The 22,304-nt window shown below is 64.7% G+C and carries 27 protein-coding genes, 1 tRNA gene and 1 pseudogene; 17 read left to right on the forward strand and 12 right to left on the reverse strand.

The features are described from left to right. Positions 1-28: 28 nt before the first annotated feature. On the reverse strand, positions 29-778 hold the full coding sequence (locus AB0I34_RS09055) for a DUF4118 domain-containing protein (RefSeq protein ID WP_360441921.1): 750 nt from the start codon (positions 776-778) through the stop codon (positions 29-31). 112 nt (positions 779-890) lie between these two features. On the opposite strand from AB0I34_RS09055, the gene AB0I34_RS09060 reads away from it, so the two are divergent. From AB0I34_RS09060 to AB0I34_RS09070, 3 genes are all read left to right on the forward strand, one after another. After that, positions 891-2,090 carry a GNAT family N-acetyltransferase gene (locus AB0I34_RS09060; protein WP_360441924.1) on the forward strand — a complete coding sequence of 400 codons (1,200 nt, stop codon included), beginning with the start codon at positions 891-893 and terminating at the stop codon, positions 2,088-2,090. Between the two features lie 4 nt (positions 2,091-2,094). Continuing rightward, a complete protein-coding gene (locus AB0I34_RS09065) occupies positions 2,095-2,469 on the forward strand; it encodes a VOC family protein (RefSeq protein ID WP_360441927.1) in 375 nt (124 codons plus the stop codon). 160 nt (positions 2,470-2,629) lie between these two features. Continuing rightward, complete coding sequence (locus AB0I34_RS09070) at positions 2,630-3,043, forward strand: hypothetical protein (RefSeq protein ID WP_360441930.1); 414 nt, start codon at positions 2,630-2,632, stop codon at positions 3,041-3,043. Here the strand turns inward: AB0I34_RS09070 and AB0I34_RS09075 are convergent. Further along, a complete protein-coding gene (locus tag AB0I34_RS09075) occupies positions 3,040-3,435 on the reverse strand; it encodes a hypothetical protein (protein WP_360441933.1) in 396 nt (131 codons plus the stop codon). The two genes, AB0I34_RS09070 and AB0I34_RS09075, sit on opposite strands and share 4 nt — an antisense overlap. A gap of 160 nt (positions 3,436-3,595) precedes the next feature. On the opposite strand from AB0I34_RS09075, the gene AB0I34_RS09080 reads away from it, so the two are divergent. Beyond that, complete coding sequence (locus AB0I34_RS09080; RefSeq protein ID WP_360441936.1) at positions 3,596-4,342, forward strand: hypothetical protein; 747 nt, start codon at positions 3,596-3,598, stop codon at positions 4,340-4,342. Between the two features lie 189 nt (positions 4,343-4,531). Next, the gene (locus tag AB0I34_RS09085; RefSeq protein ID WP_360441939.1) at positions 4,532-5,041 is read left to right on the forward strand and encodes a YcxB family protein; all 510 of its coding nucleotides are present in this window, start codon (positions 4,532-4,534) and stop codon (positions 5,039-5,041) included. A gap of 318 nt (positions 5,042-5,359) precedes the next feature. Here the strand turns inward: AB0I34_RS09085 and AB0I34_RS09090 are convergent, their stop codons facing one another. Beyond that, a complete protein-coding gene (locus tag AB0I34_RS09090) occupies positions 5,360-5,743 on the reverse strand; it encodes a VOC family protein (protein WP_360441942.1) in 384 nt (127 codons plus the stop codon). Between the two features lie 740 nt (positions 5,744-6,483). Between AB0I34_RS09090 and AB0I34_RS09095 the strand changes: the two genes are divergently transcribed. Beyond that, a complete protein-coding gene (locus AB0I34_RS09095; RefSeq protein WP_360441945.1) occupies positions 6,484-7,029 on the forward strand; it encodes a hypothetical protein in 546 nt (181 codons plus the stop codon). A gap of 156 nt (positions 7,030-7,185) precedes the next feature. Here AB0I34_RS09095 and AB0I34_RS09100 read toward each other — a convergent pair whose 3' ends face one another. Together AB0I34_RS09100 and AB0I34_RS09105 are read right to left on the reverse strand one after the other, a co-directional pair. Beyond that, the gene (locus tag AB0I34_RS09100; protein ID WP_360441947.1) at positions 7,186-7,740 is read right to left on the reverse strand and encodes a suppressor of fused domain protein; all 555 of its coding nucleotides are present in this window, start codon (positions 7,738-7,740) and stop codon (positions 7,186-7,188) included. A gap of 459 nt (positions 7,741-8,199) precedes the next feature. Beyond that, positions 8,200-9,525 (reverse strand): DUF4241 domain-containing protein, encoded by a 1,326-nt coding sequence (locus AB0I34_RS09105; protein WP_360441950.1) that lies wholly within the window; start codon positions 9,523-9,525, stop codon positions 8,200-8,202. Between the two features lie 56 nt (positions 9,526-9,581). Between AB0I34_RS09105 and AB0I34_RS09110 the strand changes: the two genes are divergently transcribed. The 3 genes from AB0I34_RS09110 (at position 9,582) to AB0I34_RS09120 (ending at position 10,851) form a co-directional block, all read left to right on the forward strand. Next, a complete protein-coding gene (locus AB0I34_RS09110; protein WP_360441953.1) occupies positions 9,582-9,791 on the forward strand; it encodes a hypothetical protein in 210 nt (69 codons plus the stop codon). 83 nt (positions 9,792-9,874) lie between these two features. Then, positions 9,875-10,249 (forward strand): alpha-isopropylmalate synthase regulatory domain-containing protein, encoded by a 375-nt coding sequence (locus AB0I34_RS09115; RefSeq protein ID WP_360441956.1) that lies wholly within the window; start codon positions 9,875-9,877, stop codon positions 10,247-10,249. 209 nt (positions 10,250-10,458) lie between these two features. Further along, positions 10,459-10,851, forward strand: coding sequence for a hypothetical protein (locus AB0I34_RS09120; RefSeq protein WP_360441959.1), 393 nt, complete (start codon positions 10,459-10,461; stop codon positions 10,849-10,851). A gap of 137 nt (positions 10,852-10,988) precedes the next feature. Here the strand turns inward: AB0I34_RS09120 and AB0I34_RS09125 are convergent, their stop codons facing one another. Continuing rightward, positions 10,989-11,621, reverse strand: coding sequence for a histidine phosphatase family protein (locus AB0I34_RS09125; RefSeq protein ID WP_360441962.1), 633 nt, complete (start codon positions 11,619-11,621; stop codon positions 10,989-10,991). An 80-nt stretch (positions 11,622-11,701) separates the two neighbouring features. On the opposite strand from AB0I34_RS09125, the gene AB0I34_RS09130 reads away from it, so the two are divergent. After that, positions 11,702-12,118: an NUDIX domain-containing protein gene (locus tag AB0I34_RS09130; RefSeq protein ID WP_360441965.1), complete on the forward strand. Its 417-nt coding sequence runs from the start codon at positions 11,702-11,704 to the stop codon at positions 12,116-12,118. 95 nt (positions 12,119-12,213) lie between these two features. On the opposite strand, the gene AB0I34_RS09135 is transcribed toward AB0I34_RS09130, so the two are convergent. Together AB0I34_RS09135 and AB0I34_RS09140 are read right to left on the reverse strand one after the other, a co-directional pair. Beyond that, entirely contained in the window at positions 12,214-13,182 is a 969-nt protein-coding gene (locus AB0I34_RS09135) for an NAD(P)-dependent alcohol dehydrogenase (protein ID WP_360441968.1), read from the reverse strand. A 140-nt stretch (positions 13,183-13,322) separates the two neighbouring features. Further along, entirely contained in the window at positions 13,323-13,562 is a 240-nt protein-coding gene (locus AB0I34_RS09140; protein WP_360441971.1) for a hypothetical protein, read from the reverse strand. 336 nt (positions 13,563-13,898) lie between these two features. On the opposite strand from AB0I34_RS09140, the gene AB0I34_RS09145 reads away from it, so the two are divergent. Continuing rightward, a complete protein-coding gene (locus AB0I34_RS09145) occupies positions 13,899-14,669 on the forward strand; it encodes a maleylpyruvate isomerase family mycothiol-dependent enzyme (protein ID WP_360441973.1) in 771 nt (256 codons plus the stop codon). Positions 14,670-14,936: 267 nt separating this feature from the next. Here the strand turns inward: AB0I34_RS09145 and AB0I34_RS09150 are convergent, their stop codons facing one another. Next, positions 14,937-15,293, reverse strand: coding sequence for a YciI family protein (locus tag AB0I34_RS09150; protein ID WP_360441975.1), 357 nt, complete (start codon positions 15,291-15,293; stop codon positions 14,937-14,939). Positions 15,294-16,292: 999 nt separating this feature from the next. On the opposite strand from AB0I34_RS09150, the gene AB0I34_RS09155 reads away from it, so the two are divergent. The 3 genes from AB0I34_RS09155 to AB0I34_RS09165 all read left to right on the forward strand — a co-directional run bounded on the left by AB0I34_RS09155 (position 16,293) and on the right by AB0I34_RS09165 (position 18,453). Further along, positions 16,293-16,559: a hypothetical protein gene (locus AB0I34_RS09155; RefSeq protein ID WP_360441978.1), complete on the forward strand. Its 267-nt coding sequence runs from the start codon at positions 16,293-16,295 to the stop codon at positions 16,557-16,559. Between the two features lie 623 nt (positions 16,560-17,182). Further along, the gene (locus tag AB0I34_RS09160; RefSeq protein WP_360441981.1) at positions 17,183-17,398 is read left to right on the forward strand and encodes a sigma factor-like helix-turn-helix DNA-binding protein; all 216 of its coding nucleotides are present in this window, start codon (positions 17,183-17,185) and stop codon (positions 17,396-17,398) included. Then, on the forward strand, positions 17,395-18,453 hold the full coding sequence (locus AB0I34_RS09165; protein ID WP_360441984.1) for a hypothetical protein: 1,059 nt from the start codon (positions 17,395-17,397) through the stop codon (positions 18,451-18,453). Before AB0I34_RS09160 ends, AB0I34_RS09165 begins: the two co-directional genes overlap by 4 nt. A 220-nt stretch (positions 18,454-18,673) precedes the next feature. Here the strand turns inward: AB0I34_RS09165 and AB0I34_RS09170 are convergent, their stop codons facing one another. Together AB0I34_RS09170 and AB0I34_RS09175 are read right to left on the reverse strand one after the other, a co-directional pair. Further along, entirely contained in the window at positions 18,674-20,032 is a 1,359-nt protein-coding gene (locus AB0I34_RS09170) for a hypothetical protein (protein WP_360441987.1), read from the reverse strand. Between the two features lie 77 nt (positions 20,033-20,109). Next, positions 20,110-20,331, reverse strand: coding sequence for a UTRA domain-containing protein (locus tag AB0I34_RS09175; RefSeq protein WP_360441990.1), 222 nt, complete (start codon positions 20,329-20,331; stop codon positions 20,110-20,112). 35 nt (positions 20,332-20,366) lie between these two features. Between AB0I34_RS09175 and AB0I34_RS09180 the strand changes: the two are divergent. The 3 genes and pseudogenes from AB0I34_RS09180 to AB0I34_RS09190 form a co-directional block, all read left to right on the forward strand. Further along, positions 20,367-20,636: pseudogene (locus tag AB0I34_RS09180) on the forward strand (replication initiator); the annotation flags it as partial. A 30-nt stretch (positions 20,637-20,666) separates the two neighbouring features. Then, positions 20,667-20,852, forward strand: coding sequence for an excisionase family DNA-binding protein (locus AB0I34_RS09185; protein ID WP_360441993.1), 186 nt, complete (start codon positions 20,667-20,669; stop codon positions 20,850-20,852). 350 nt (positions 20,853-21,202) lie between these two features. Beyond that, on the forward strand, positions 21,203-22,105 hold the full coding sequence (locus AB0I34_RS09190; protein ID WP_360441996.1) for a site-specific integrase: 903 nt from the start codon (positions 21,203-21,205) through the stop codon (positions 22,103-22,105). Positions 22,106-22,198: 93 nt separating this feature from the next. Here the strand turns inward: AB0I34_RS09190 and AB0I34_RS09195 are convergent. Then, positions 22,199-22,281 (reverse strand) — tRNA-Leu (locus AB0I34_RS09195). Positions 22,282-22,304 lie beyond the last annotated feature (23 nt).

Consider the following 22,304-nt stretch of genomic DNA (forward strand, 5'->3'; position numbering starts at 1 on the left):
CCCGGGACGTCGTGCTCCCGCAGGCCGGTCAGAGGTGCGGGTGGAGGGGTTCCTGGGTGGAGAGGGCGGCGCCGACCTGGTCGGCCAGGGCCACCGCGACGAGGCGCTGCTCGAGATCGGGGCGCGCGATCCGGGCGGCGGCGGTGAGGAGGAAGCGGCCGCGGGTCGCGCCGGCGTGGTGGACGGAGAGCTCGATCTCGGAGTTGGTCGGCAGGCCGTCACGTTCGACCTTGAGCACATGCCCGCCGCGTGTCACCGTCCCGTCGGCGTTCAGCTGTGGCGCCGAGGTCTGCTTGTCCCCGGCAACGAACTTCGCCCCGTCGATCCCCAGTACGGCGGTCAGTTCCGCCCGCACGTGGTCGATCAGGTCGTCGGCGGACCCACCACTCGCAACGGCCTGGGACGTCGTGATCACACCGTCGAGGTAGCCGCGGTGCCGTGACGCCCGGGCTTGTTGCCGACGGCCCCAGATCGCGATCTCGCTGACCAGGACACCGATCAGGACCAGCAGGATCGTGGTCTCGACGTCGTCGCGACTGTCGATGGTGAACGTGTTGTAAGGCACGGTCAGGAAGAAGTCGAACCACACCGCGCTCGACACCGCGGCCAGTACGCCGGCGAGCCGGAGTCCGAAGGCGGCGACTGCCACGATCACCACAGCCAGCAACAGTGCGGCGTTGGCGTTGTCGAAGCTGTCGCGGAACGGCGTCAGCAGTGCGCAGACAGCAGGTGGCGCGAGCAGCGAGGCCGCCAGCACGGGATTGCGGTAACTCTCCACACCTCTATTGATGCTCGCCGTACCCGCCCGATCAACCCTTCTCACAGACGTCTATCAGAGTCGGATGAAATCCGGTGGCCGATCGGAGGCGCCGGACCTAGGTTGGTTTGCCATGGCGTATCGGATCCGGCCGGCCACACCGGCAGATTTTGAGTTCCTGACCGACGTGGTGCTCGAGGCGACTCGGGCGCAAGGGCGGTTGCCGGCGGACTTCGACGAGGCTGAATGGCGGGCAGGGTTCGCCGGGTGGTCCGTCGAGCAGGCCGAGGGGCCGTCGGCTTTGTGCGTGATCGAGGTCGACGGGCGTTCCGCGGGCCGGCTGCGGGTGAGCCGGACGCCGGAAGCCGTTGAGTTGAACGGGATCCAGCTCGACCCGTCGGTGCAGAACCGCGGCATCGGCACGTCGATCATCGCGGAACTGCAGTCCGAGGCGGGGGCTCGCGGCGTACCGCTGGAGCTGCATGTCGAGCGGAACAACCCGGACGCTCGGCGCCTGTACGACCGGCTCGGCTTCACGAAGGTCGGGGAGGACGGCGGGGAGGACGTGATGCGGTGGTCGAAGGAATCGCATCAGAACCAGTTGTGGAACGCGGATGCGGCGCAGCGGTACGACACCCCAGGGACGGGGATGTTCGCCGACTCGGTGCTGGGGCCGACGGTGGATCGGCTGGCCGAGCTCGCGGGTGATGGGCGGGCGCTGGAGTTGGCGATCGGCACCGGCCGGGTCGCCATTCCGCTGGCGGAGCGCGGCGTACCGGTGAGTGGGATCGAGCTGTCCACGGCGATGATCGAGCAGCTGCGGACCAAGGCCGATGAGGACACCATCCCGGTCGTCGCCGGCGACATGTCCGCCGTACGGGCGCCGGGTGAGTTCTCGCTCGTCTACCTCGTCTTCAACACGATCTCGAACCTGCTGACCCAGGAGGAGCAGGTCGCCTGCTTCCGCAACGCCGCCCGCCACCTCACCCCTGGTGGTCACTTCGTGATCGAACTGTGGGTCCCGGAACTTCGCCGTCTCCCACCCGGAACGCCCGCCACGGTCGGCGTCGCCGACTCGGGCTACATCCTCCTCGACACGTACGACGTACTGAAGCAGCACGTCGTCTCGCACCACTTCCACTTCGCCGAAGGCAGCACCCAGGCCGAGCTCTTCCGGACCCCACACCGCTACATCTGGCCGGCCGAACTCGACCTGATGGCCCAACTCGCCGGATTCACCCTCGAATCCCGCTACGCCGACTGGTCCGGCGCTGCCTTCACGGCCGACTCGCCCAGCCACGTGTCCGTCTACCGCCTGCTCACTGCAGACTGAGCCCATGTCCGCCGATCCGCTGTTCACCCGACTAGCGCCCGTACTGAACGTGTCCGACCTCGCCGCCGAACGGGAGTTCTACGAGAAGCTCGGCCTGCCGGTCATCTACGAGGGCGAGGAGTACCCGGACTTCATCGCCTTCGGCACCGACACGATCCACTTCGGCATCCAGCAGGCGAGCAGCGACAACGACCCACCCAGCGTCCTCACCTGGCAGATCGCCGTCTCCGACATCGACGCCGCCGCCGACCGCTGCAGAGCAGCCGGCCTCCAGTACGAACTCGAAGTCAACGAACCCACCCCCACCTGGAAATACCGCCGTCTCCTCCTCCAAACCCCCAGCGGCTACCGCCTGGCCCTCGAAGGCGAGTCCGAGTAGCAGTCATCAACCGGTTCGTGGCCGCCGCCTGCAAGTAGGAGCCAAGATCAACGACAACGACTACGCAATCTTCCTGAACGGTGGATTTGGAGCCGGCAAATCATCAACCCTTGACCATGTCGGGGATCTGCTCGCGGAAGCAGGTAGGCCCTTCAGCCTGATGGACGTTGACTGGTTCCACCGCTCCTGGCCGCCTGCCGATCCGGACAATGCTCTGGTCGAGGCTCACAACATCGCCGCAGTCTGGAAGTGCTATCAGTCTGTAGGCCCGCGCCAGTTGGTCATGTGTGGGGTGATCTCGACAGCCGCTGATCGAGAGCGCTACGCAGCCGCGGTCGAACGCCGAATTCGCATGGTTCGTCTCACCGCCGATGCCGGCATTATCAGGAAACGCCTGCGGGGCCGCTACAGCGCGAGCCAGCAAACGGCGCTGGACTGGCACCTGGAGCGCTGCGATGAGATCGCCGCCCGCCTCGAGGCCGCGGATCTGGAAGAGTTGGTCATCGACACGAGCACGCTCGGGCCGCACGAGGTCGCTGAGCGCACCCTGCGCCACTTCGGTCTGCTCCCCTAGCGGCGTGGGGCTTGTTTCCAGAGCGCCGCGATCGCCGCGACCTGCTCGTTGAGGTCGTGAATGCTGACATCAAGGTGATGATCCGCGGGCGGAGGATGCCGCGCGTCTTCCAGGTGAAGAGTCTCGAACTCTTCGCCAGTGAGGTACTGCGTGCGGCTCATCGCCCGTCGCCGCGCTTCATCCCTCGTCACATGGAGGCGGATGACTACGGCGTTCGGGAGCCACTGCCGGTACAGCAGCATCGTGTCTTGAGTGATCACATCCGACATCACCGTCTCGATGTCCTGCGCCACGAAGTTGCGAGCCAGGCTGCAGGCGTTCTCCACACCCAGGCGCTGCTGGCGTCGTCCGTCTTCCCCGTCCCACGGGGCTGCGTGGCCACTGACGACCATGTGGCGTACGTCGTCGACGTCAATGACGGCCGCTCCCGGACGCGATTGAGCCAGGAGTCGCGCTGTCGAACTCTTCCCGACAGCCGGCCCGCCGGTGAGAACGAGGGGTGGTCGCATAGCAGCAGTATCCCGGGTAGCGCTGCGGTTAGACTTTTCTTATATGAGTAAAGAAGCGGGGATATTCTGGATAGGCGGTCCGGCGGCGGCGGGCAAGACCACGGTGAGCCGCCTGCTCGCGCGAAAACATGGATTTCTCTGGTACAGCGTAGATGCCCATGCATTCACTCATGAGCAGCGCGCAGCCGCAGCCGGGCTTCACGTCATGGGCACCGGCCCAGGAGACTTCGACCGCAGGCCGATGATCCTGGAAGACATCCACGCACTGCCTGTGGATGCATCGGTAGTTGTCGAAGGCGCATTCGTAACCCCCGCGATGGCCGGAGTTGCCGAGAACGCAGTGTGGCTGATGCCTTCCAGAGACGAACAACTCGCAAGACTGGAACGCAGGCATCCAGGCGGCGTGCACAAAGACTATGTCTGGGGATGGAACCTCGTGCAACGCCAACTCGAGGGAACCAACGCAACCGTCATCGTGGTCGACGGTCAGACTGTCGAGCAAACACTCAAGGCGGTCGAGCAGACGTTCGGCGCGACCTTGGAGTCCTGCCCCGCAGCGTGCACCACCGAGGAGCGGCAGGTCTTGCTGCGTATCAGCAATCGCCAACTCGCCGAACAGGCGACCGAAAGACTCCGATTGGGACTCACTCAGCAGAACTGGGTCTTCGATTGTGAATGCGCACAGGCAAATTGCTCTGAGGTGGTCGAGCTCGCCGTCGAGGAGATACCAACTTTGCTCGCTCAGGCACCCCCATCAATCGTCTCACCAGCACACTCCAACTTGACCTGAAGATACTGGCCACCCGGCGAGGTCAACCTGGTACTGCAGCCGTAGATCGTTACGCCCGCGGTTCGCGGGCCGCTTGCCACAGATGATCGCAGCGTGAACTGAACTTGCCGTTGCCGACGCCAGGCGGCCGGGACCGGACCGCCTCGACGCCCCACGGGTTCGTGTCCGACGCCGGTACGCTCTGCGGCTATGGCGATCGAGACGCACGCAGACGCGATCATGTTGCGGTGGACGCCGGAGAAGGAAGACCTGCGGGAGCTGGCGCGCCGGCCGGCCTATCGGCGGCAGATGGTCAAGCCGATGGTTGTTGCCGCGATCCTGCTCGCCGTGGGCCTGGTCCTGAAGCTGACCGTCCTCGCCGTCGTGGGCGGCGTACTGCTCCTGTTGCTTGGCCTGCTGTCAGGGCGAGCCCGGCAACTGCGGTGGAACAACGACCCGTTCGTGCGGGATCCAGTCGAGTATGTGGCCGACAAGCGGGGTCTGTCCCGCCGGCAGCAGGACTTCGAGTGCTGGTGGGGATGGTCCCGGATCCGCGACGTCGAGGAGAGCAGTCGCGCATTCATCCTCAGACTGGGGATCGGGCGTCCATCCGACGGGCCCTTCCTGATCCTGCCCAAGCGTGGACTGGCCAGCGCGGCCGACGAGACCCGTCTGCGCGAGCTACTGGACGCCCAGGTACGGCGCCGCCAAACCTCCTAGCGGCACGTGTCGATCCAAAACGATCGACGGCCGTACTAGCGGCCGCATCATCCAATGCCATGCACTGCGCGGGGCGTAGCCGAGTTGGTCATTGACGCGGCGGACGCCTGCGTTGCTCTGCTCATTCGGGTAGTTGGGTCCAAGCAGATGCATGGCGTGGCGTAAGAGAGCGGCGCAAGATACTCCGGTCATCGGGCGTGCGAGCCGATCGACGTCGAGGTCACGCAGGTCCGAAGCTTCCTGTCATCGGCAGTTGAGCGCATTGTCGGCGGAAGATCCGGTAGACCGAGTCCTGGCGCGGGTGCGGCGGCTCGGAGATCAGCCGCCGCTGCCGTACGGACGGGTGATGATCTCCAGCCAGTGCCCGTCAGGACCCTCCCAGTAGAGGCCGCGGCCACCGTCCCCGTCGTTGATCTCTTGCGGTTGACGCTTGAAGGGGTCGGCCCACCACTGGCGGCCGTCGTCCCGCAAGCGACCGAGGATCAGGTCGAACTCCTCCTCACTCACAAGGAACGCGTAGTGCTGGCCGTGGATCTCGCCCTCGGTGTCCATGAAGTCCAGGCTCGCCCCGTTGTCCAGCTTCAGCTCGGCGAACGGCCCGTACGCTCCTGCCTCCGGCAGACCGAGTACCTCGCCGACATCGCGAGCAGCGGACCATCGGTCCTTCACGTGCACGATCGTGTGGTTCAGCTCGATACCCATCGGGCTCTCCTCGCGGGTCCTGTTCTCAGCTGGCGCGTAGTCACCACTCTGCACCCATGCCGACCGATCCGCGACCAAGTCCGCCAGATGATGTGCGACAGTCACGGCGTACGGCGTGCGGTGTCACCAACCGGTGGCACTTCGCCCGGGCAAAATCAGCGGCATGGACGAATCTGGGATCGATGGCGTCGCGACCACAGCGCGCGTTGCATGGATGGCCGGCGGAGCGCTGGTCATGCTGGTAGTCATAGCCGCGGCCTCGATCGTTTCTCGAATCGTCACGCACGACACCTCCACAGCGTGCAGCACGGACGGAAGGATCTGTATCACACGCCAACAGGCGCCTCGCGTGCTGCAGGTCCATCCTGTCGACCGCATCTGGGTATCTGTCGATCTGCACGATCAATGCGGCACGCTCTACCCCACTCCGTTCCAGCTCCCAGATGGCCCCCTCGATGTGAGGTTCCAATCCGGGTCTGTCGAGTTACACGGATTGGCCGACTCGCGAATCACGTACAACGCCAAGGGCTGTTGACGAAGTCGTCCGCCGGACGCTGCGCCTGGCGAATCGCACCAGAAGCGCTGGGCAGTCTGGCCTGACGGCGTTGCGGAACCGCCCTGGCATACCCGGACTGCCCATGGCCCCCTTCGCGGCTGATCTGCGTTTCTGTCACCGGCGTACGCAGCAACGCGTCAGCCAGCGCTTCCAGCGGCGATGGCCGTGAGCGTATCTTGAGAGCGTGGCATCGAGATCCTTGCCGCAACGCGCAGTCCGCGCGGTCGGCGACAGCCCGCTCTCCGAGCGGATGGCCCGCGCTCAGGAGCTGGCTTACGGGCCGCTGATCGAATGGGCACGACGCAGCCCGCTGCACACCGACGTGCTCGGTCATTCGTTGCATCCGTCGCTTACCGACGTGACCACCGGGTGCTGGCTCGGCACGTCCCTTCTCGACCTCGCCGGCGGGTCCGAGTCGCGTCGCGGGGCGACACTCCTCGCCGGGTTCGGACTGCTGGCGTCCGTGCCGACGGCTCTCGCAGGCGCCGGCGACTGGGCGGAATTGTCAGGCGCTGAACGCAGGATCGGTGCGGTCCACGCACTCGGCATGGACGCTGCAACGTTCCTGTTTGCCGGCTCGCTTGTCGCGCGTCTGCGCGGCGGGCACCGGCTCGGCACAGGACTTGCCGTAGCCGGGAACCTGGTCATGGCGGGTGCGGGCTTCCTCGGCGGGCACCTGGCTCTGCACCGCGGAACTGCTCGCCGAACTTCCATGGCTGAGCCCGACTAGAGCTCTCAGCCAACACCCATCATCGGCACGGGCGCTTTCGTAGGTCCGGGCCCACCCGAACGCGGCGGAGAGCCATAGGCCTCCTCACCAGAACGGCCACACGCCCGACTCGCGGCTACCGAGCTGATCGGGTCAGCGCACTCGGCGCGGTACTCGCTACAACGCCGGAGCGCGGGTCACGTCGTATGGGTCCCAGTCCAACGCCCAGAACGCTTCGAGCCCGCGCTCGGCAATGAACTGCCGCTCAACGGCGTAGGTCGGGTACATGCCCGCGACAACCACCGGAAGATCGTCGCCGACATCGACTCGAGCGTCATCCGGATCGAAAGCGAGGGGGCCGAACACAACGAAGCCGTCGAGACCAGACCCCTGTGCAATCGGTTCGCCGAAGTTGATGGTGTCGCCGTAGCTGAAGGGGCAGTCATGGCGAAGCTGTTCGGCCAGATACGCAATTGAGAGCACCCACGCCGGATCATCGGATCTGACGCTGATCGAGAGTTCCGGACGCCCGAGGCGCCAGTCGTCTTGACGGGCGAGCGACAGCCCATAAGTGAAGCCGAGCAGCAGTCCTGGATCAGGCATGTCGCGGTACCCGATTGCAGTCAGGCCATGGTGGCCGGGCCAAGTCGACTCGACTGGCCAAAACTGAGGCTCAACACCGCCACTCAGACCGTCCAGGTGGGCAAGGAACCGCTCGACGCGCGTGGTCACGCCAGCATTCTGCCGTCCTGACTCCTAGCCGCGAGCGCACATCGGCTATGAGCGGACTGCGGCAGATGAGGTCCTTCTACGGTTGCTCATGTGAGCATGGCGGGCGTGGAACGGTCTCGCGTGATCTTCGTCCTTCTCTACCGCAGCGAGACTGAGTGGCGCTCCACCGTGGGGACAGCAGACGAGCTCGCTTGCGGTGCTCTGCCACGGACTGCGGCGTCGGAACCGTTTGACCAGGCCGCGGAGGAGTTCGCGACGATGTTGCAGACCCAATGGCCGGTCGAGGGTCCGATCTCCTGGGAGCAGATCAAGCCGGAGTGGTGGGGAGCCGATCTCGTGCCAGGTGCCCTGGCTGCGGCAGGCGAAAGGCCGTCCTAAAGCGTCCAGCCGCAGTCCACTCATCGGCTGCCGCGCGGATCGCGGCTGCGTACGGCGTACCGGCGGGACGCTGCTGTTCTGTCAGGTGTGCCTGTAACCCTGATGCAGGGTGACCTCGAGGACCGAGTCTGGTGGCGGCGTCGTCGTCGGCTCCCATCTCTGGCTGTGCTGGTCGCCGACCACGCTGAGGCCCAGGCGGTCTCCATCCATGAGCGCGGTGCCATCAGGTGACAGAACGCGGATCTTGCTGATCGTGTGACCCCGGCGACTGACGACGAACGACCCACCATCGGCGATGACCTCGAGGTCGTGATCAGTCAGCTCGGGGGTGGTCACCTTCCCCAGCCGCCAGGGAACGGCGATAACGCGAACCCTGTCTTCGGCCAGCACCAGGAAGTCGACGACAAGCGAAGCGATCGTGCCGTTCTCGGCCACTCCCCAGTAGCACGGATATGCACCGTCGCCGTAGCCACTGGTCACCATGACCGCATCGTTCACGTCGCCGGCGAGACTGAACACCGTGCCAGCAGCGTCCAGAAGCCGTAGAGACTGTTCCTGGAACAACTCCTCGACCTGCTGAGCTTCGCACCTCACCAGCGTCGCGAGATCGAGGATCGCCACGTTGCCGGCATCAACCCCGATGATGTTCGATCCCTCGGTCACGTCGGCAGGATGCCAACTGACCGCCGCCGCCTCCGAGATGAGCACGCGCAGTGCGACGTTCGTGCCTGCGACTGTGGAGACCTCGACACGGTAGGTGCCGGCGCGCAACCTGCGGGCCAGCGGCTCCAGGGCAAAACCGCCGTAGCCGAAGTCTCGGACGGTCAGCACCCCTGAGCCGCATGTCACCTCGCCGAGCTGGATGACCTCGAGCGAGACCTTTTCACCGAAGGGGGCGACCTGGCGCCCCTGCGCGAACAGACCTGGCACGTCGAGCTCCAGGTGTGAAGGCAGCTCAGACAGCTCAGCGTCCAAGCTCGCTGAGTTCAGCATGGCCTCGGCCACGGCGGGGTCGACCAGTGGGACGCCCGGTGGGTCGAGGAAGCGCAGAAGCTGACAGATCCTCCACCGCTCGTCATCGCGCACAAGTCGGTACTCGTAGTAGGTCGGCACCGAACCGTTGGCGACGACCGAGCACACTGTCGCGCGATCGGCCTCGACCTTCACCGCAGTGATCGTCTCCAGTGAGGGATCGTGCGCCGCGCGCCCGCTGAGAACGCCCTCCTCGCCGGTGCTGGCTCCGGTCGTGAAATGCGCGCCGACAAGCACCGCCAGTTCACCAGCCCACGCCTCGACAAGCGCTTGGTCGAAGCTCAAGGAGTTCGGCGGCTTGCCGGCCCGCTCCCAACCCCGATGGAAGTCAGATACGAAGGCCTCTACACGTGCACGCACGTCATCCTGGGTCACGGAGCGACGGTACCGGCCGGGAGTTGTCGGACGGAGAGGCGCGGGCAATCGACGACGTGGTTCACCGATACGCCGCCCTCGCCGAGAGCGACCTGACCGCTGTGGTGTGTGCTACCTGGCCTTGGCAGGAGGCCATGCAGGGCGGCTGGGTCATCAGCCCTGAGGTGATCCGCGATCACTTGGAGGAGCGCGGTCCGCACGGTGATAGGCCGGAGTTCGGCGGCGGAGATCTGTTTGTGGGCCCGTTCGCAGGCCGGACCGGTTAGGCTCCGGCTTAGGGCGCCGGGGACAATCTGATTTCGAGGAAAGTACCGCCCCTGGCTTTGCTGGACACCAAAGGGGGGATCGCATGACGGAGCCGTCCACCGGCTGGCAGCTCGACACCATCACGTACTCCGGGGGCACGCAGGATGGTCCGCGCGCCAACGTGAAGCTCTCCCGGGCCGGGGAACAGGTGCACGCTGAGGGTTCTGGCACCGGGCTCATCGACGCGGTGTGCCATTCGATCTCGCAGGCGACGGGAGTGGAGGCGCGGGTCGTCGCGTTCCGGGCGTACTCGGTCGGCCCGGGCAGCGAGGCTGTCGGAGAGGTCGAGCTCGAGGTGGAGCTGCCGGGCCGCAGGGTTGCGGTGCGGGCGTCGTCCACGGATGTCGTCGAGGCCGCCGGGATTGCCCTCGCCGCGGCCCTCAACCAGTACAACGCGAAGCGGCCGGCACGAGGCTGAGTCCGATGAGATGACCGTGGTCCGTCGCACGGGCTAGGCGCGGTGGTTAGGCATCACACGAACATGTTCGCGCGGGTGGTACCAACGCACTGAGTTCGGCGTGACAGCGCAGATCGCGACGGGTTCGGGCGTTTCGGCCCGGAGATCCACGCGTACTGTCGGCTCTATGGCCAATGTCCTGCCGGACAACGCTTCTGCTGGAGGTGATCGTGACTTGTGACCAACACTGGCTGAAGCTCGACGCGGGCAGCGAGTATGACAGAGAGTGGAAGCGCTACTTCAGCCTGCGCGAGGAAGATCGTGTGACAGAGCTCGCTCAGGCCCCGGCGGCCGAGGCGGAGCTTCTCGACTCGGCTCTGAGGTGGCGCTCGGCGACCGGCGGGCAGCGGCTCTGGATTGTCTTAGTGCTCCACAACGAGCGGAGCAGACTGATCAGAGCGCCTGGACAGACAGACGACGGCAGCATGCAGTACGTCGAGACTGTGCTGCCGTGGACCCGGTTCATGGATCTCGCACTGGATCAGCAACAACGGATCATTGTCGAGCGGGTCGACCAGGTGCTCGACGAGATGGCTCGGCGCGTGCTCGACCCCAGCAAGTAGCTCGTCGCGCAACAAGACAGGCCCAGGCCTGGTCTGCGCCCATAGACAAGTGACATGCGCTCGTTGTCGGTGCCTGGCCTGTCCTCGGCATTTCAGCGCGCCTCAACTATCTGCAGCATGTCAGTGGATTCGTTGTGTCAGTCGCGGCGGAGGTGGGTGGTGTCGTTGAGTTCGACAAGGGTGCGGTTGTGGAAGTAGTCGTCCTCGCGGAGGTGGGTGATGCTGCCCGTCTCGACGCGGAAGCTGGCGTAAGCAAGCGCATCCCATGGGATCCGGAGCCAGTGCGCGATCACAGGACTGGCTGAACCGCCGTGCGTCACGACGATCGTCGTGGGGGCTGGCGCGCTCATTATCTGGTCCATGCCTCGGTACACCCGCCGTACCCATTCCAGCTTCGTCTCGGCGCCGGCAAGTCCTTCGTCGTGGTCCATGCGCTCACCAGTGGCCGGGGGTGGGATGAACCGTTCCCGGAACCAAGCGTCCGGCTGTCCCTCACCCTCGCCGTACGACTTCTCGCGCAGTTCGCTCATGCTCACTGGTTCTCGGCCGAGCCGCTGTCCGATTACCACGGCGGTCTGCGAGGTTCTCGTGAGGTCGGAGGTGAACAGCGATACCCCAGCGCCGTCGTTCACCCGCTGAGTCAACGCGTCGGCGATGAGTCCGGCGTGCACGAGACCTACTGGCGTTAGTTCGGAGTCGTACCAGCCGCCCACTCGGTCTTCCCGGTGGTGTGTGGCCTCGGGATGTGTGACGACGTACAGGTTCAGCATCTGATGGATTCTGGCATCGGCTGGCCCGAAGCGCGCACCATCCGCGGCATGAGAGTGCGTTGGCGCCCTAGTGTGTCGCCATGGTCGCCCAGATTCCGATCTCAGTCGCTGTACTTGTCCGCGACGGTCTTGTGCTCCTTGTGCATCGCCATCCATCGCGTCGGTGGTATCCCGACTCCTGGAGCTTCTCCGCCGGCGGACATGTCGAGGCGGGCGAGTTACCTCACCAAGCCGTCATTCGAGAATGCCTCGAAGAACTCGATGTCCACATCCACGACCCCCTACCCATCCCGATGACGGTCAACGACCCCACCCTCGACGTGCACGCGTTCCTCGTCACGCGCTGGGAAGGGGAACCTGTCAACGCGGCACCGGAGGAGCACGACGATCTTCGCTGGTTCCGGCCGAGCGATCTCGCAGACTTGAAGATGGCCCACCCGGAGAGCCTGTCGAGCATCCTGAGCGCCGTCCAGGTCACAACCGATCAGCCGGACTGAACTGTCCGCTCATCGGTATGAGCGTGCGGATTGCGGCTGAGTGCGCGATCGCGATGCGCCGCCCAGTGTTGTGAGCGATGTGCGCGTTGTGGGTGCTATCGCGGCGGCTCGACCTCGATCACGACGTTGCCGATCTTTTGCCCCGTCTCGACGTACCGGTAGGCCTCGACGATCTGGTCCAAGTGGTAGCGCCTGTCGATGACCGGTCTGAATGTTCCCGACTCGATCAGTTCCTTCAGGTGCCTCACGATCGCTTGGCTGTCCTTCGGAATCGGGAACCTGACCTTCTTGCCGGGAAGCAGCGGGGTGACGAGCGCGAGGACCGGGTTTTGGCAGAGCGGACCGAGATCGGAGGACAGATACGACCCGCGTCGTTTCAACAGTCGCCGGCAGCGGCCGAAGGTGCTCTTGCCGACCGCGTCGAGCACCACGTCGTACTGCTGGTTGTCCTTGGTGAAGTCCTCCGTCGTGTAGTCGATGACTCGGTCTGCTCCCAGACTCCTGACCAATTCGAGGTGGGCGGTGTCGCAGACGGCGGTCACCTGGGCTCCAAGCCCTTTGATGATCTGAACCGCCGCCGAGCCGATGGCTCCGGTTGCGCCGTTGACCAGGACGGCCTGGCCGTGGTGGATCTTGGTCTTTCTGATGGCCGCGAGGGCGTAGTGCGCAGCTTCGGTGCCCGGGGCAACCTCAACGAAGGTGAGGTTCGCTGGGATGCTGGTGATCGAACCGTTCACGGGAACGGTCAGGAGCTCGGCATGGCAGCCGAATCGGCCCTCGCTGTAGCCGAAGACGCGCTCACCGACCTTGAATGCGGTGACACCGCCGACGGCCTCGACCACTCCGGCGAACTCGGTTCCCATGATCGTCACTCGTGGCCTTCTGAGTCCCGTGAAGAACCTGGCGATGAACGGCTTGGCCGCCCGATAGCCGCAGTCGGTTCGGTTCACCGTCGTCGCGTGGACCCTCACAAGCACCTCGTTCGCCTGCGGGACCGGCTCGTCCACCTCCTCGATCCGAACGACATCGGGCGGGCCGTACCTGGTGTGAACCGCTGCCCTCATGAACCAAGGCTAACGAGTGGCACCGCCAATGGATCCAGACGCCGACCGGCCGGCACCCTGGCTGTGAGATCTCCATTCCCCCAGTGCCCAGGAGCGATCTAGGTCGCGTCAACCACACACACGCTCACCAACTGCGGCTGTTAGGTCTTGTTTCGCTGCCAGCGAGGCTTGGCGAGCGCCTCGGGTCGATAGCGGACCTCCTTGTAGCCTTCGCCCGTACCCAGGAGCCAGGCGCCGGCCGAGGGATCGGGCGGGAACCGGTTGTCCAGCAAGGCGATAAAGCCATCGGCTACCTCAAGGATCCGTGCGAGCTCCAGGATTCCATGGGCGGCCCAGCCTCCGGCGACCGGATCGCCATCGAGAATGATCCACTGCCGCATCTGTTCGGTCGACAGATCTCCGAAGGATTCGGCTGTGGCCCGTGCCGTAACTGCTATCGCGCGCAGGACGGACCGCTGCTCGTCGGATAGCTCACTCGACCCGAGCAGGACCGGCTACCTCATTTCGCGGTCCTGCTGGATGACATGCGGGCGGCTCCGCAGTCGTGCGCCCACTGGCCTGGTCGAGCGATCACACGCATACCACGAGGTGCACACACCTCGGCATGACCGCCCACCCCTGACAGCGGCATGTCCGAGCGTGGAGCCGTTCTGCTTGAGCTGGACGGGATCCTCGCCTGCCGGAAGAAAGCCGCGGCCCGCGAGGTTGTGCGTGGCATGACTTCACTTGTCGACCGCGCCGTCGCAGCGCTGCGCGCCAACCACGAAACCCTCGCCGCACTGGTGCCGAACTTGACCGAGCAACAGCTGAGGGGGCGCAGTGGGGCGGCGGAGTGGACCGTCGCGCAGGCGCTCTCGCACCTCGGCAGCGGTGCCGAGATCTCCCGCAAGCCGATCGCCACCGCCGCAGGCGAGCAGGTCGAGACCGAGGACAACCAGGCGATCTGGGCCCGGTGGAACGCCGCGTCTCCGGCCGACCAAGCGGCCGGGTTCGTCAAACACAACGCGGCTTACCTCGACACCGTCGAGGCGCTCAGCGCCGAGCAGCGCGAGCGCCAGATCGACCTGGGCATCCTGCCCCAGCCGGTGCCGCTGGTGGTCGCGCTCGGCATGCGGCTCACCGAGGTCGCCAACCACGCCTGGGACGTGCGCGTCGGCGTCGACCCGTCGGCGACCGTGGATCCGGACTCGGCCGAGCTACTCGTCGAGCTCTTCGGCGGGCCGCTGGCCTTCCTTCTGGGCTTTGCCGGCAAGGCCGACCAGGTCGACCAGGAGGTTCGCCTGGCGATCCCGGGCGGCGGCATCCGGATCACCGACACGGTCACCGTGACCGACGCGGTCGATGACCCGACGGCCAGGTTCGAGGGTCCAGCAGAGGCCGTGGTGCGGCTGCTGAGCGGACGCCTCGGCGCCGAGCACGCCGCCGGCGTGAGCGTGACCGGCAACGTCACGCTGGACGAGCTCCGGAAGGTCTTCCCCGGCTACTAGGCCGCGGGGCCGCTGAGGCCGCGCCAGACCTCGGACTGTTCCGGAGTCCTGTCGTCCGGAGCGGCGTCCTCGGCGATGTCGACTCACCGGACGGGCGGGGTGACGGCGACCACCACCCGGGCCACTGGGCCCGGGTGATCGCCTCGCTCACTCGCTCTGGAAGGACGCACATGGGCCGTGCGTTGGCCTGGCCCTGGAGGCATGGGTCAGGGCCTCGCCGTACAAGGCGGGGCCGTGGACAGACAGCAGATGCTGCCTCGACGGGTCTCAGTCGATCTCCGGGTCGTACATGAACTTGCGGACGTCTTGCGCACAGCGGCAGGCGGTCGCGTTCTTGGCGGCCCACATCAGGGCCTCCTCCCGGGTGGGTACGTCGACGATCATCACGCCGCCGATGAGCTCCTTGCTCTCCGGGTACGGGCCGTCGGTGACCATCCCGTCGACGGCCACCACGGCGGCCTCCACGTCGTCGTTCACGTAGTCCAGCCCGCCGGCGAAGACGAACACGCCGGCCTCCTTGGCCTCCTGTTCCACCGCGACGGAGGCCTTGCCCACCTCGGGCCAGTCCTCCTCGGTGAAGTGGTCCATCGCACCCTTCTCGAACGAGATCAGGTACTTCGCCATCTCATCACTCCTTGTCCGGGCGGCCTTCCTCCGGCCGCCTCTCACCCCAGCTACGAACGCCTCGCCCCGGATCCGACAGGCTACCGGCAGAGATTTCACGATCTATCGATCAAGTCGTCGCTGTTCCGACCAGTGGGGCATCGAGGCGAGCGCCTGGGTCGCCGATCTCATGCGCGCATCCTCGCCTCCAGATGCAGCGTCGATGGCGAACGCCGCTTCGCGAACTACTGAACAGACGCCCATCGATCTCCTTCAGGTGCGGAACGGTGGGCGGAAACACGTTCTTATCTGCACACTCGGAACGAGAAAGCGGGACCACGGGGCGGTCGCTCGCGCGGTAGCGCGCATCGCGGGCGGCAGCCCGCAGACGCCGGCGTTAGCCGGCAGGAGAAGGGACGGCGCTGAGCCGGGGATGGGTACATCAACTCGTGCCCGGGACGGGATTTGAACCCGTATGCCTGTGAAGGCCGCGAGGTTTAAGTTTGATTAGCTATGGTTTGCTCGCGTTCGGAGCGGTCCAACTTACGCTCTTCACTGCTCTTGTGAGGCCGTTCGGACCGGCCCGGACGTCGATGAACTGCAACTACTGGTGCAACTACGTGGCCCTCGTCGCGAACGGGTCCCGGGCTAGGCTGGATCTGAGGAATCGCCGGTGCCGGAGGGATCTGGCAGACCGTCTCGGCGGCGAGTGTGTTTCTCGGCGCCGAAGCTGCAACGGCAGGAGTCTTCATGAGTATGACACCGGGCGAACCCGAGTCCGCCAACTCCGACGAGCCGCTCGATGCCCACGCGGAGCAGATGCTGTACGCCAGGTTCGCGGCCTGCGGCTCACGCATCGCGATGCAACCGAACACCCGCCGACCACTGCACCTCGCCGCGTCCCTGCCGACCACACCGCTGAGAGGCACCGAGAATCCGGCCTTCACACGGGTAGACATGTCAGTGCGGAACCTTTCCGACTCTGCGGTTACGGTCCTGACACTCAGGAGTGGTGCGCGCATGGCCATCACCAAGGACGGCATCGTCGTCGCGGGCCCTGGTGGCGTGCGCCCCGCCGGATCTGTGTACACGATCGCCGCGGGCGCAACCCACGAGTACAAGTCGACGGTCAGTCTCGTCACCTGCGACACCAACTCAGGACTAGCGCCCGGCCAATATCAGTTGCACGCCTTGCAGAGATTCAGGTTCGGCTTCCTCGACAAAGACTTGAGCAACGCGCGCACGATCCTTGTGTACGGCGGCCCCTGGAACGTCGAAGTTGGTTGACCCGCTCGACGGGCTGACGATTACGTGTCAACCGTGGCCAGTCCGCCGGATCGTCCCGATAGCTGCCGACCTCAGGTTCGGACCGGTGGGTGTCCAGGGGCGAGCTTGCTCGATCGCGAAGCGACGCCGCAGGCGCCCTTGACGCGTGCCGGGCCGGACCGCACTTCCCCATGATTGCTAGCGGGACGATCCGGTAGCCCACGGCCAGACGGCAGGCGAGACCAGCCACATGGGCCGGTTGCCGGCCGCTTTGTGCATGCGCCCACAGACAGGGGGTGTCGATCGTTGATGGCGAGATCTGCTGTCTTCGACCCGGCACCGTGTTGGCACGTGCGCGCCAAGCCAAGGGCCGCGCCCAGAGCGAAGCGGAGCTGAGTGGCGGGCAGGCGGCCCGACCCCCTGTGGTGGCGGCGCGCTTTCGGGCCCTCTGGGCCCGCCTTGAAGACGTAGAGAAACTTGTCAGGCGGATGCACGAGGGTCACGAGGGTCACAGGGAAGCCGGGCTGTGTGTCCTCCGTCGACTGATGCGCGACACTCATCCGCCAGGTGATCTGCGACAGTGGCTGGTTCGGTCAGTCTGGGCTTGACGTCTCCGTGGGGCGTCGGGACTCAGGAGGCCGGGATTGGCACTGGTTGTCTTGCCGGTGGTGGAGCAACGTCTGGATGCTGTCCGTGGCCAGGCTGCCGAGCCGGCAGCGGATCGTTGTCGACTGTTCTACTTAGCCGACTTGTCGATCGCCGAAACCGCGATGGTCATGGGTTGCTCGGAAGGTACGGTCAAGTCCACGCTGTCCGACGCGCGCGCCCGTCTGCGCTCGGAACTGGAGGATTCAGGATGAGCACATCGGATCATCGCGACGAGGTCGATAAGCTGCTGCACGCCGCCGGCGCGGCCAGGCGCGCCAAGCAGGCCGCTCCACCGCAACCTGACCCCGCGCGGTTTCGGTCGAACCGGCCACGTGTGCTGTGGGTGCCGCTGGCGGCTGCCAGTGTCGCTGCCATCGCTGCGGCCACTATCGTGCTGCTGCCCGACCGACCGGGCTCGTCGGGGTCGGTGGCGGGCGATAGCGTCGAGGCGAAGTACCTGGTCCGCGATGGTGATCGGGTCGAGGTCACAGGGTTGGTGGTCGCTGCACCTGGCCGACCGGTGGTCTACCGTCCACCTTTGCCGAAGCCGTCCGACGGATCCGAACCTCCCGGCTGTACCGACAACTTCGCGGTGACGCTGACCGGGGTCGATCTCGACAGGCTGGCCGAGCCGGCCTCCAAGGACGGCGTCAGCTTTGGTTACGCCAGGCTGCGCGGGATCTGGCATGACCGCAGGATCGCGGTCGACGAACAGTCGATGCCTCCCGCGGACGCGTTGTACGGACCGCCGGACATCGACCCGGTGCCGTGTCCGGAGCCATCGGGGGGATGGCCGGTACCCGATCCACCTCGTCACGATCTGCCCAGCACAGTGGCGGTACAGCGTTACGTCGAGCAGCACCCAGAACGCTTCGGCGCGACCTGGATCGCATTCCCGAACGGCAGGGCACGGCCCGCACGGGCCTGGACGGTGCCGGTGGTGCTAGTCGTCAACCTGCTCGACAGCGACGTGGACCAAGCCCGCCGCGACCTCCAGCCCCTGTACGACGGCACATTGTGCATCAGCCAGGGAGCGGTCACCAGGAGCCGGCTGATACAGGCGGCCCACGCCGCGCAATCATTGTGGCTCGACCTTCGCAACGGAATCTGGGAAAGCTCCGGGGTTGGACCCACCGAAGCGACGACCGCCACCGAGGGACCGATAAGAGTACGCCTTGTCGTCGTGGACGAGCGACTGTACGGCGAGTTCCAGAAGATCGGCCTCGATCTGCTCTCGCTGTACCCTGCGGTTCAACCGATCCGCTAGTCGCCGAGGTCTCAACGACCCACTTCCATCGCACCAGCAGTCTGGATCTAGTTGCTAATGGCAACCGACCTGGGCAATGGCTCGTCACTGAAGACTCGCCATCTGATGCCAACACAGCCAGTGCGTAGCATCAAAGGCCAGCGGCCGCGGACGACCGCTATCTCAATTTCCTAGCCCACATGTCGCACATCAGTTGGCGGATCACAGGGAAGCCGGGCTGTCACAGGCTCTGCGCGACAGCGAGGGACGCTGCCGGATCCACCCACGGCAGCGGATCAGTTTCGCCCTCCCATCGGTTGAGATTCAGGCGAGATACATACTCACCTTCATAGCCGAGGATGCGCAGGATCGATGCCTCTAGATACCAGGTGGCGAGGTGCCATGTTTCAAGAAGCTCCCCACGCGAGGGCCACTCAGGGTCTGTCGTATCTTTAGGCGGGTGCACTAGGGCATTGCGAACGTCAAACACGAGTTCTGGCCCCGCGAGGTCGGCTTGATTCTTTCGCTTATGACGGGATTGCAACGCAGTGTACGCAGGCGGAAGCTCGACGGGCAATCCCGCCCAATGCAGGAGAAAACGGAGTCTCGCTGGCGAGGTCAGCCTTCTCATCGTGTCGGTCGTCATCCACGTCTTACGCTGAATCACAGCCCAGGCGAGCAACTCCAAACCTGAGCAGGCGTTCGGCACCTTGGTGTCAAGAACACCGGGCTCATTCACCGAGAGCAAAAGGCTAATAGAGCGTTCGACACATGCCTCAAGCCCTGGATCCTCCGCCAGAGCGATGATGCCTTGGGCAATCTCGGGCAGGGCAGTATTGATCACCCTTCTTGGGCACCATCGTGGACCCGACTTTTCCATTCGACCTGCACCCCACGCGGCCCAGACCACAGCGTTATCCGAGTCGAACCCGACACTGGCCCCGACAGTTATGCCGCCGCTCGCTATGAATCGCAAGAGCATGAATATTCGGCGAGTGAGAAGTTTTACACTCTCACGGTCGCAAGTATCTGAGCGGAGAGTCGCCTCCACTACAAACGAGAAGGAATGTTCATCCGTTTGTGAGCCGACCTCGGCAAGAGTCAGATCCCAGTCGGGCAAGCGGAAGCGCAGCGCGCCCTGACTGCCACCGTCGGCGGTCATGCGTTGCGGGAGCGGAAGGTTTGCCAGACGCCCATTTACGTGCAGGATCATTCGGTTAATGCGATCAGGTTTTCCGGCTTCAAGTTCGTTCATAGGTATCTCATACTCAAGCCAAGAGGAAGTCGATGTGGGCGCCTCAGGCACTGCTGAGTCTATGGGCGGCATCCTGAGGACTGCACTCTCTGGTATAGACACCACAGGATCCTTGGCGCGGAACGCATGATCTGCAATCCACGGTTGCTCGCCTCCGAAACGAGCAAACAGAGGAAATCCGGCATCCAGTCGGAGAACGATGTCGCCGACGGCGGTCCACGTATCCTCACCACTGCTTAACTGGAGGTCTCCGGAATAAACTCGAATTCCGGCATCCCCCGAAGCGTCATACATCGCATTGATACGCGGCCAGTGATTCTCGATAGGCTCTTTTGGCAGATTCACCGCTAACCACACTCCCGCCCTAATCCCCTAAATCGTGCACACCCCTGACCCAACCGCAAACCAGGGCCCTGTAAGCTCTAGCGACCGGGAATCAGCAGGCGATATGAGAGAATATACCGCTCTGACGAGATAACGATATCGGCTGTTTCGACCGGACGGTCGCGCTCGTAGTAGGTGCGTTCAATGACGAGTACCGGCACCCCGGCCGGAACGACCAAGGTTTCAGCCTCGTATGGGCGGGCTGCGCGGCCCGTAACATCCTCCCCGACATGGGTGATATGCACCCCGATAGTGTCCATCCTGGGGATTACGCCCGTGATCGAGCCACCTCGGCTTCGGCGGCCACTTCTCCACCAAGTCCCGCCAGTACTCCACCACCCTCAAAGCACTCCGCGAAGCCCGCGCCAACTGGCGCCGCGAACGACACCGCACCTCCGAACACACCCGCGACACCGAAACCACCCTCATCGTCGGCAACTTCACCTACGCCAACACCGGCTGGCGAACCATCGGCGACGCACTCCTCGCCAACACCGCCGCCGCCAAAGCACGCGAACACCGACGCCTCGTCAAGGAACAGATCGATGAGATGGCCAGCAAGTGACACGTAACCGTCAACGAGAGGAGGGACCCAATGACTGACTTGCAGATCCTGATGACTGTCGAGGAAGCCGCGAACACCCTGCGGATTGGTCGAACTCGCATGTTCGCGCTGATCGCGAGCGGCGATATCAAATCGGTGTTGATCGGGCGATCTCGCCGAATCTCGATTGATGCTCTACACGAGTACGCCCGGCGATTGCCACAAGACGCTGCCTGAAAGGAGCTCCTGCATGTCTAAGTCTGCAAACCAGCGATCGTCGATCTACGAGGGCACTGACGGATACTGGCACGGCTGGTAACCGTCGGAGTCAAGGCGAACGGGAAGCCTGATCGTCGTCACCGAATGGCGAAGACCCAAGCCGCGGTCACTGAGAAGGTCCAGGAGCTTGAGCGCAAGCGCGATGCCGGCCAACTCAGCAAGGCATCCCGTAAGAAGATGACCGTCGCTGGATGGGCCGAGATCTGGCTGACTGAGGTCGCGCCACGTACCGCAAGTGAGTCAACGATCGAGTCCGTCTACAGGCCTCGCCTGTCAACTGGGTGCTGCCACGTATTGAGCGTCACAAGTTGGAGAGACTCGATCCCGAACACCTAGACGCGCTGTACCTTGAGATTGCGCGTGAGGGCCTGTCTGAGAAGTCGGTCTTGATGATTCACCAGATCATCAAGCAAATGCTGAAGATGGCGCTTCGTCGTGGCCTCGTCGGAAGGAACGTCGCGGACCTGGTCGATTCACCGAGCCATGATGAGTCGGACTTCGACGCGTTGGAGCAAGTCGAGGCGAAGGCGATCCTCGATCGGGCTGTGAACACACGTAATGGCGCTCGATGGTCCGTTGCGTTCGCACTGGGGCTGCGACAGGCTGAGGCACTCGGCATGCGTTGGAGATGCGTCGACCTGGATTCCGGGAGGGTTCAAGTGTGGCAGTTGAACCGCACGCGGTTCAGGCATGGCTGTGATGATGTGGAGGCGTGCACGAAGAACCGTCATCATGATGGCTGCCAGTCGGAATACATCAAGCACGCAAGGTACTGCCCGGAGCGCGCCGGTGGCGACTGGGTGTTCCGAAAGCCCAAGGGCAAGAAGGTGCGTTGGGTTCCCATCCCTGCTCAACTGGTCGAGCAACTTCGCTCCCAACGCGCCACTCAGGCTGCCGAGCGGCTCGCGGCCGGCAGTTCCTGGGACGACTGGGACCTCGTCTTCGCAGATCAGCGCGGCAGGCCGATCAACCCACGACGTGACTGGGCTGAGTTCAAATCCATGCTCTCACTGAGCGGCATCCGAGACGCGCGGCCTCACGATGCCCGGCACACCGCCGCGACCCTGCTCCCCGAGCAGGGCGTTGACATCCGAGTCGTTCAGGAGATCCTCGGGCACTTTTCGCTTGCGGTGACGAAGCCGTATACCCATGTACGGGACAAGCTGATTCGAGACGCGGCTGAGCGGTTGGGGAAAGCGCTGTGGTCCTGATGGTGGTTGCAACTAGGGGGTGCAACTGTCGCGGCTGTAGCTAAGTCGCCGCTTATATCACAGTCTGTGATATCCGCTGGTCAGAACGAGAAGTGCCCGGGACGGGATTTGAACCCGTATGCCTGTGAAGGCCGCGAGGTTTAAGCTCGCTGCGTCTGCCGTTCCGCCACCCGGGCAGGGCGTGGGACTGAGGTTACAA

Source organism: Kribbella sp. NPDC050281, assembly GCF_040655855.1.
Classification (GTDB): Bacteria; Actinomycetota; Actinomycetes; order Propionibacteriales; family Kribbellaceae; genus Kribbella.

Excerpts from the sequence above, each read along its gene's own strand:
- AB0I34_RS09065 (WP_360441927.1), top strand. The coding sequence starts at position 2,095 with ATGTCCGCCGATCCGCTGTTCACCCGACTAGCGCCCGTACTGAACGTG.
- AB0I34_RS09135 (WP_360441968.1), bottom strand. The coding sequence starts at position 13,182 with ATGAGGGCAGCGGTTCACACCAGGTACGGCCCGCCCGATGTCGTTCGG.
- AB0I34_RS09090 (WP_360441942.1), bottom strand. The coding sequence starts at position 5,743 with ATGGGTATCGAGCTGAACCACACGATCGTGCACGTGAAGGACCGATGG.
- AB0I34_RS09085 (WP_360441939.1), top strand. The coding sequence starts at position 4,532 with ATGGCGATCGAGACGCACGCAGACGCGATCATGTTGCGGTGGACGCCG.
- AB0I34_RS09185 (WP_360441993.1), top strand. The coding sequence starts at position 20,667 with ATGACTGACTTGCAGATCCTGATGACTGTCGAGGAAGCCGCGAACACC.
- AB0I34_RS09075 (WP_360441933.1), bottom strand. The coding sequence starts at position 3,435 with ATGGTCGTCAGTGGCCACGCAGCCCCGTGGGACGGGGAAGACGGACGA.
- AB0I34_RS09130 (WP_360441965.1), top strand. The coding sequence starts at position 11,702 with ATGGTCGCCCAGATTCCGATCTCAGTCGCTGTACTTGTCCGCGACGGT.
- AB0I34_RS09165 (WP_360441984.1), top strand. The coding sequence starts at position 17,395 with ATGAGCACATCGGATCATCGCGACGAGGTCGATAAGCTGCTGCACGCC.
- AB0I34_RS09155 (WP_360441978.1), top strand. The coding sequence starts at position 16,293 with ATGGCCATCACCAAGGACGGCATCGTCGTCGCGGGCCCTGGTGGCGTG.
- AB0I34_RS09150 (WP_360441975.1), bottom strand. The coding sequence starts at position 15,293 with ATGGCGAAGTACCTGATCTCGTTCGAGAAGGGTGCGATGGACCACTTC.
- AB0I34_RS09175 (WP_360441990.1), bottom strand. The coding sequence starts at position 20,331 with ATGGACACTATCGGGGTGCATATCACCCATGTCGGGGAGGATGTTACG.
- AB0I34_RS09125 (WP_360441962.1), bottom strand. The coding sequence starts at position 11,621 with ATGCTGAACCTGTACGTCGTCACACATCCCGAGGCCACACACCACCGG.
- AB0I34_RS09060 (WP_360441924.1), top strand. The coding sequence starts at position 891 with ATGGCGTATCGGATCCGGCCGGCCACACCGGCAGATTTTGAGTTCCTG.
- AB0I34_RS09080 (WP_360441936.1), top strand. The coding sequence starts at position 3,596 with ATGAGTAAAGAAGCGGGGATATTCTGGATAGGCGGTCCGGCGGCGGCG.
- AB0I34_RS09140 (WP_360441971.1), bottom strand. The coding sequence starts at position 13,562 with ATGCGGCAGTGGATCATTCTCGATGGCGATCCGGTCGCCGGAGGCTGG.
- AB0I34_RS09115 (WP_360441956.1), top strand. The coding sequence starts at position 9,875 with ATGACGGAGCCGTCCACCGGCTGGCAGCTCGACACCATCACGTACTCC.
- AB0I34_RS09145 (WP_360441973.1), top strand. The coding sequence starts at position 13,899 with ATGACTTCACTTGTCGACCGCGCCGTCGCAGCGCTGCGCGCCAACCAC.
- AB0I34_RS09070 (WP_360441930.1), top strand. The coding sequence starts at position 2,630 with ATGGACGTTGACTGGTTCCACCGCTCCTGGCCGCCTGCCGATCCGGAC.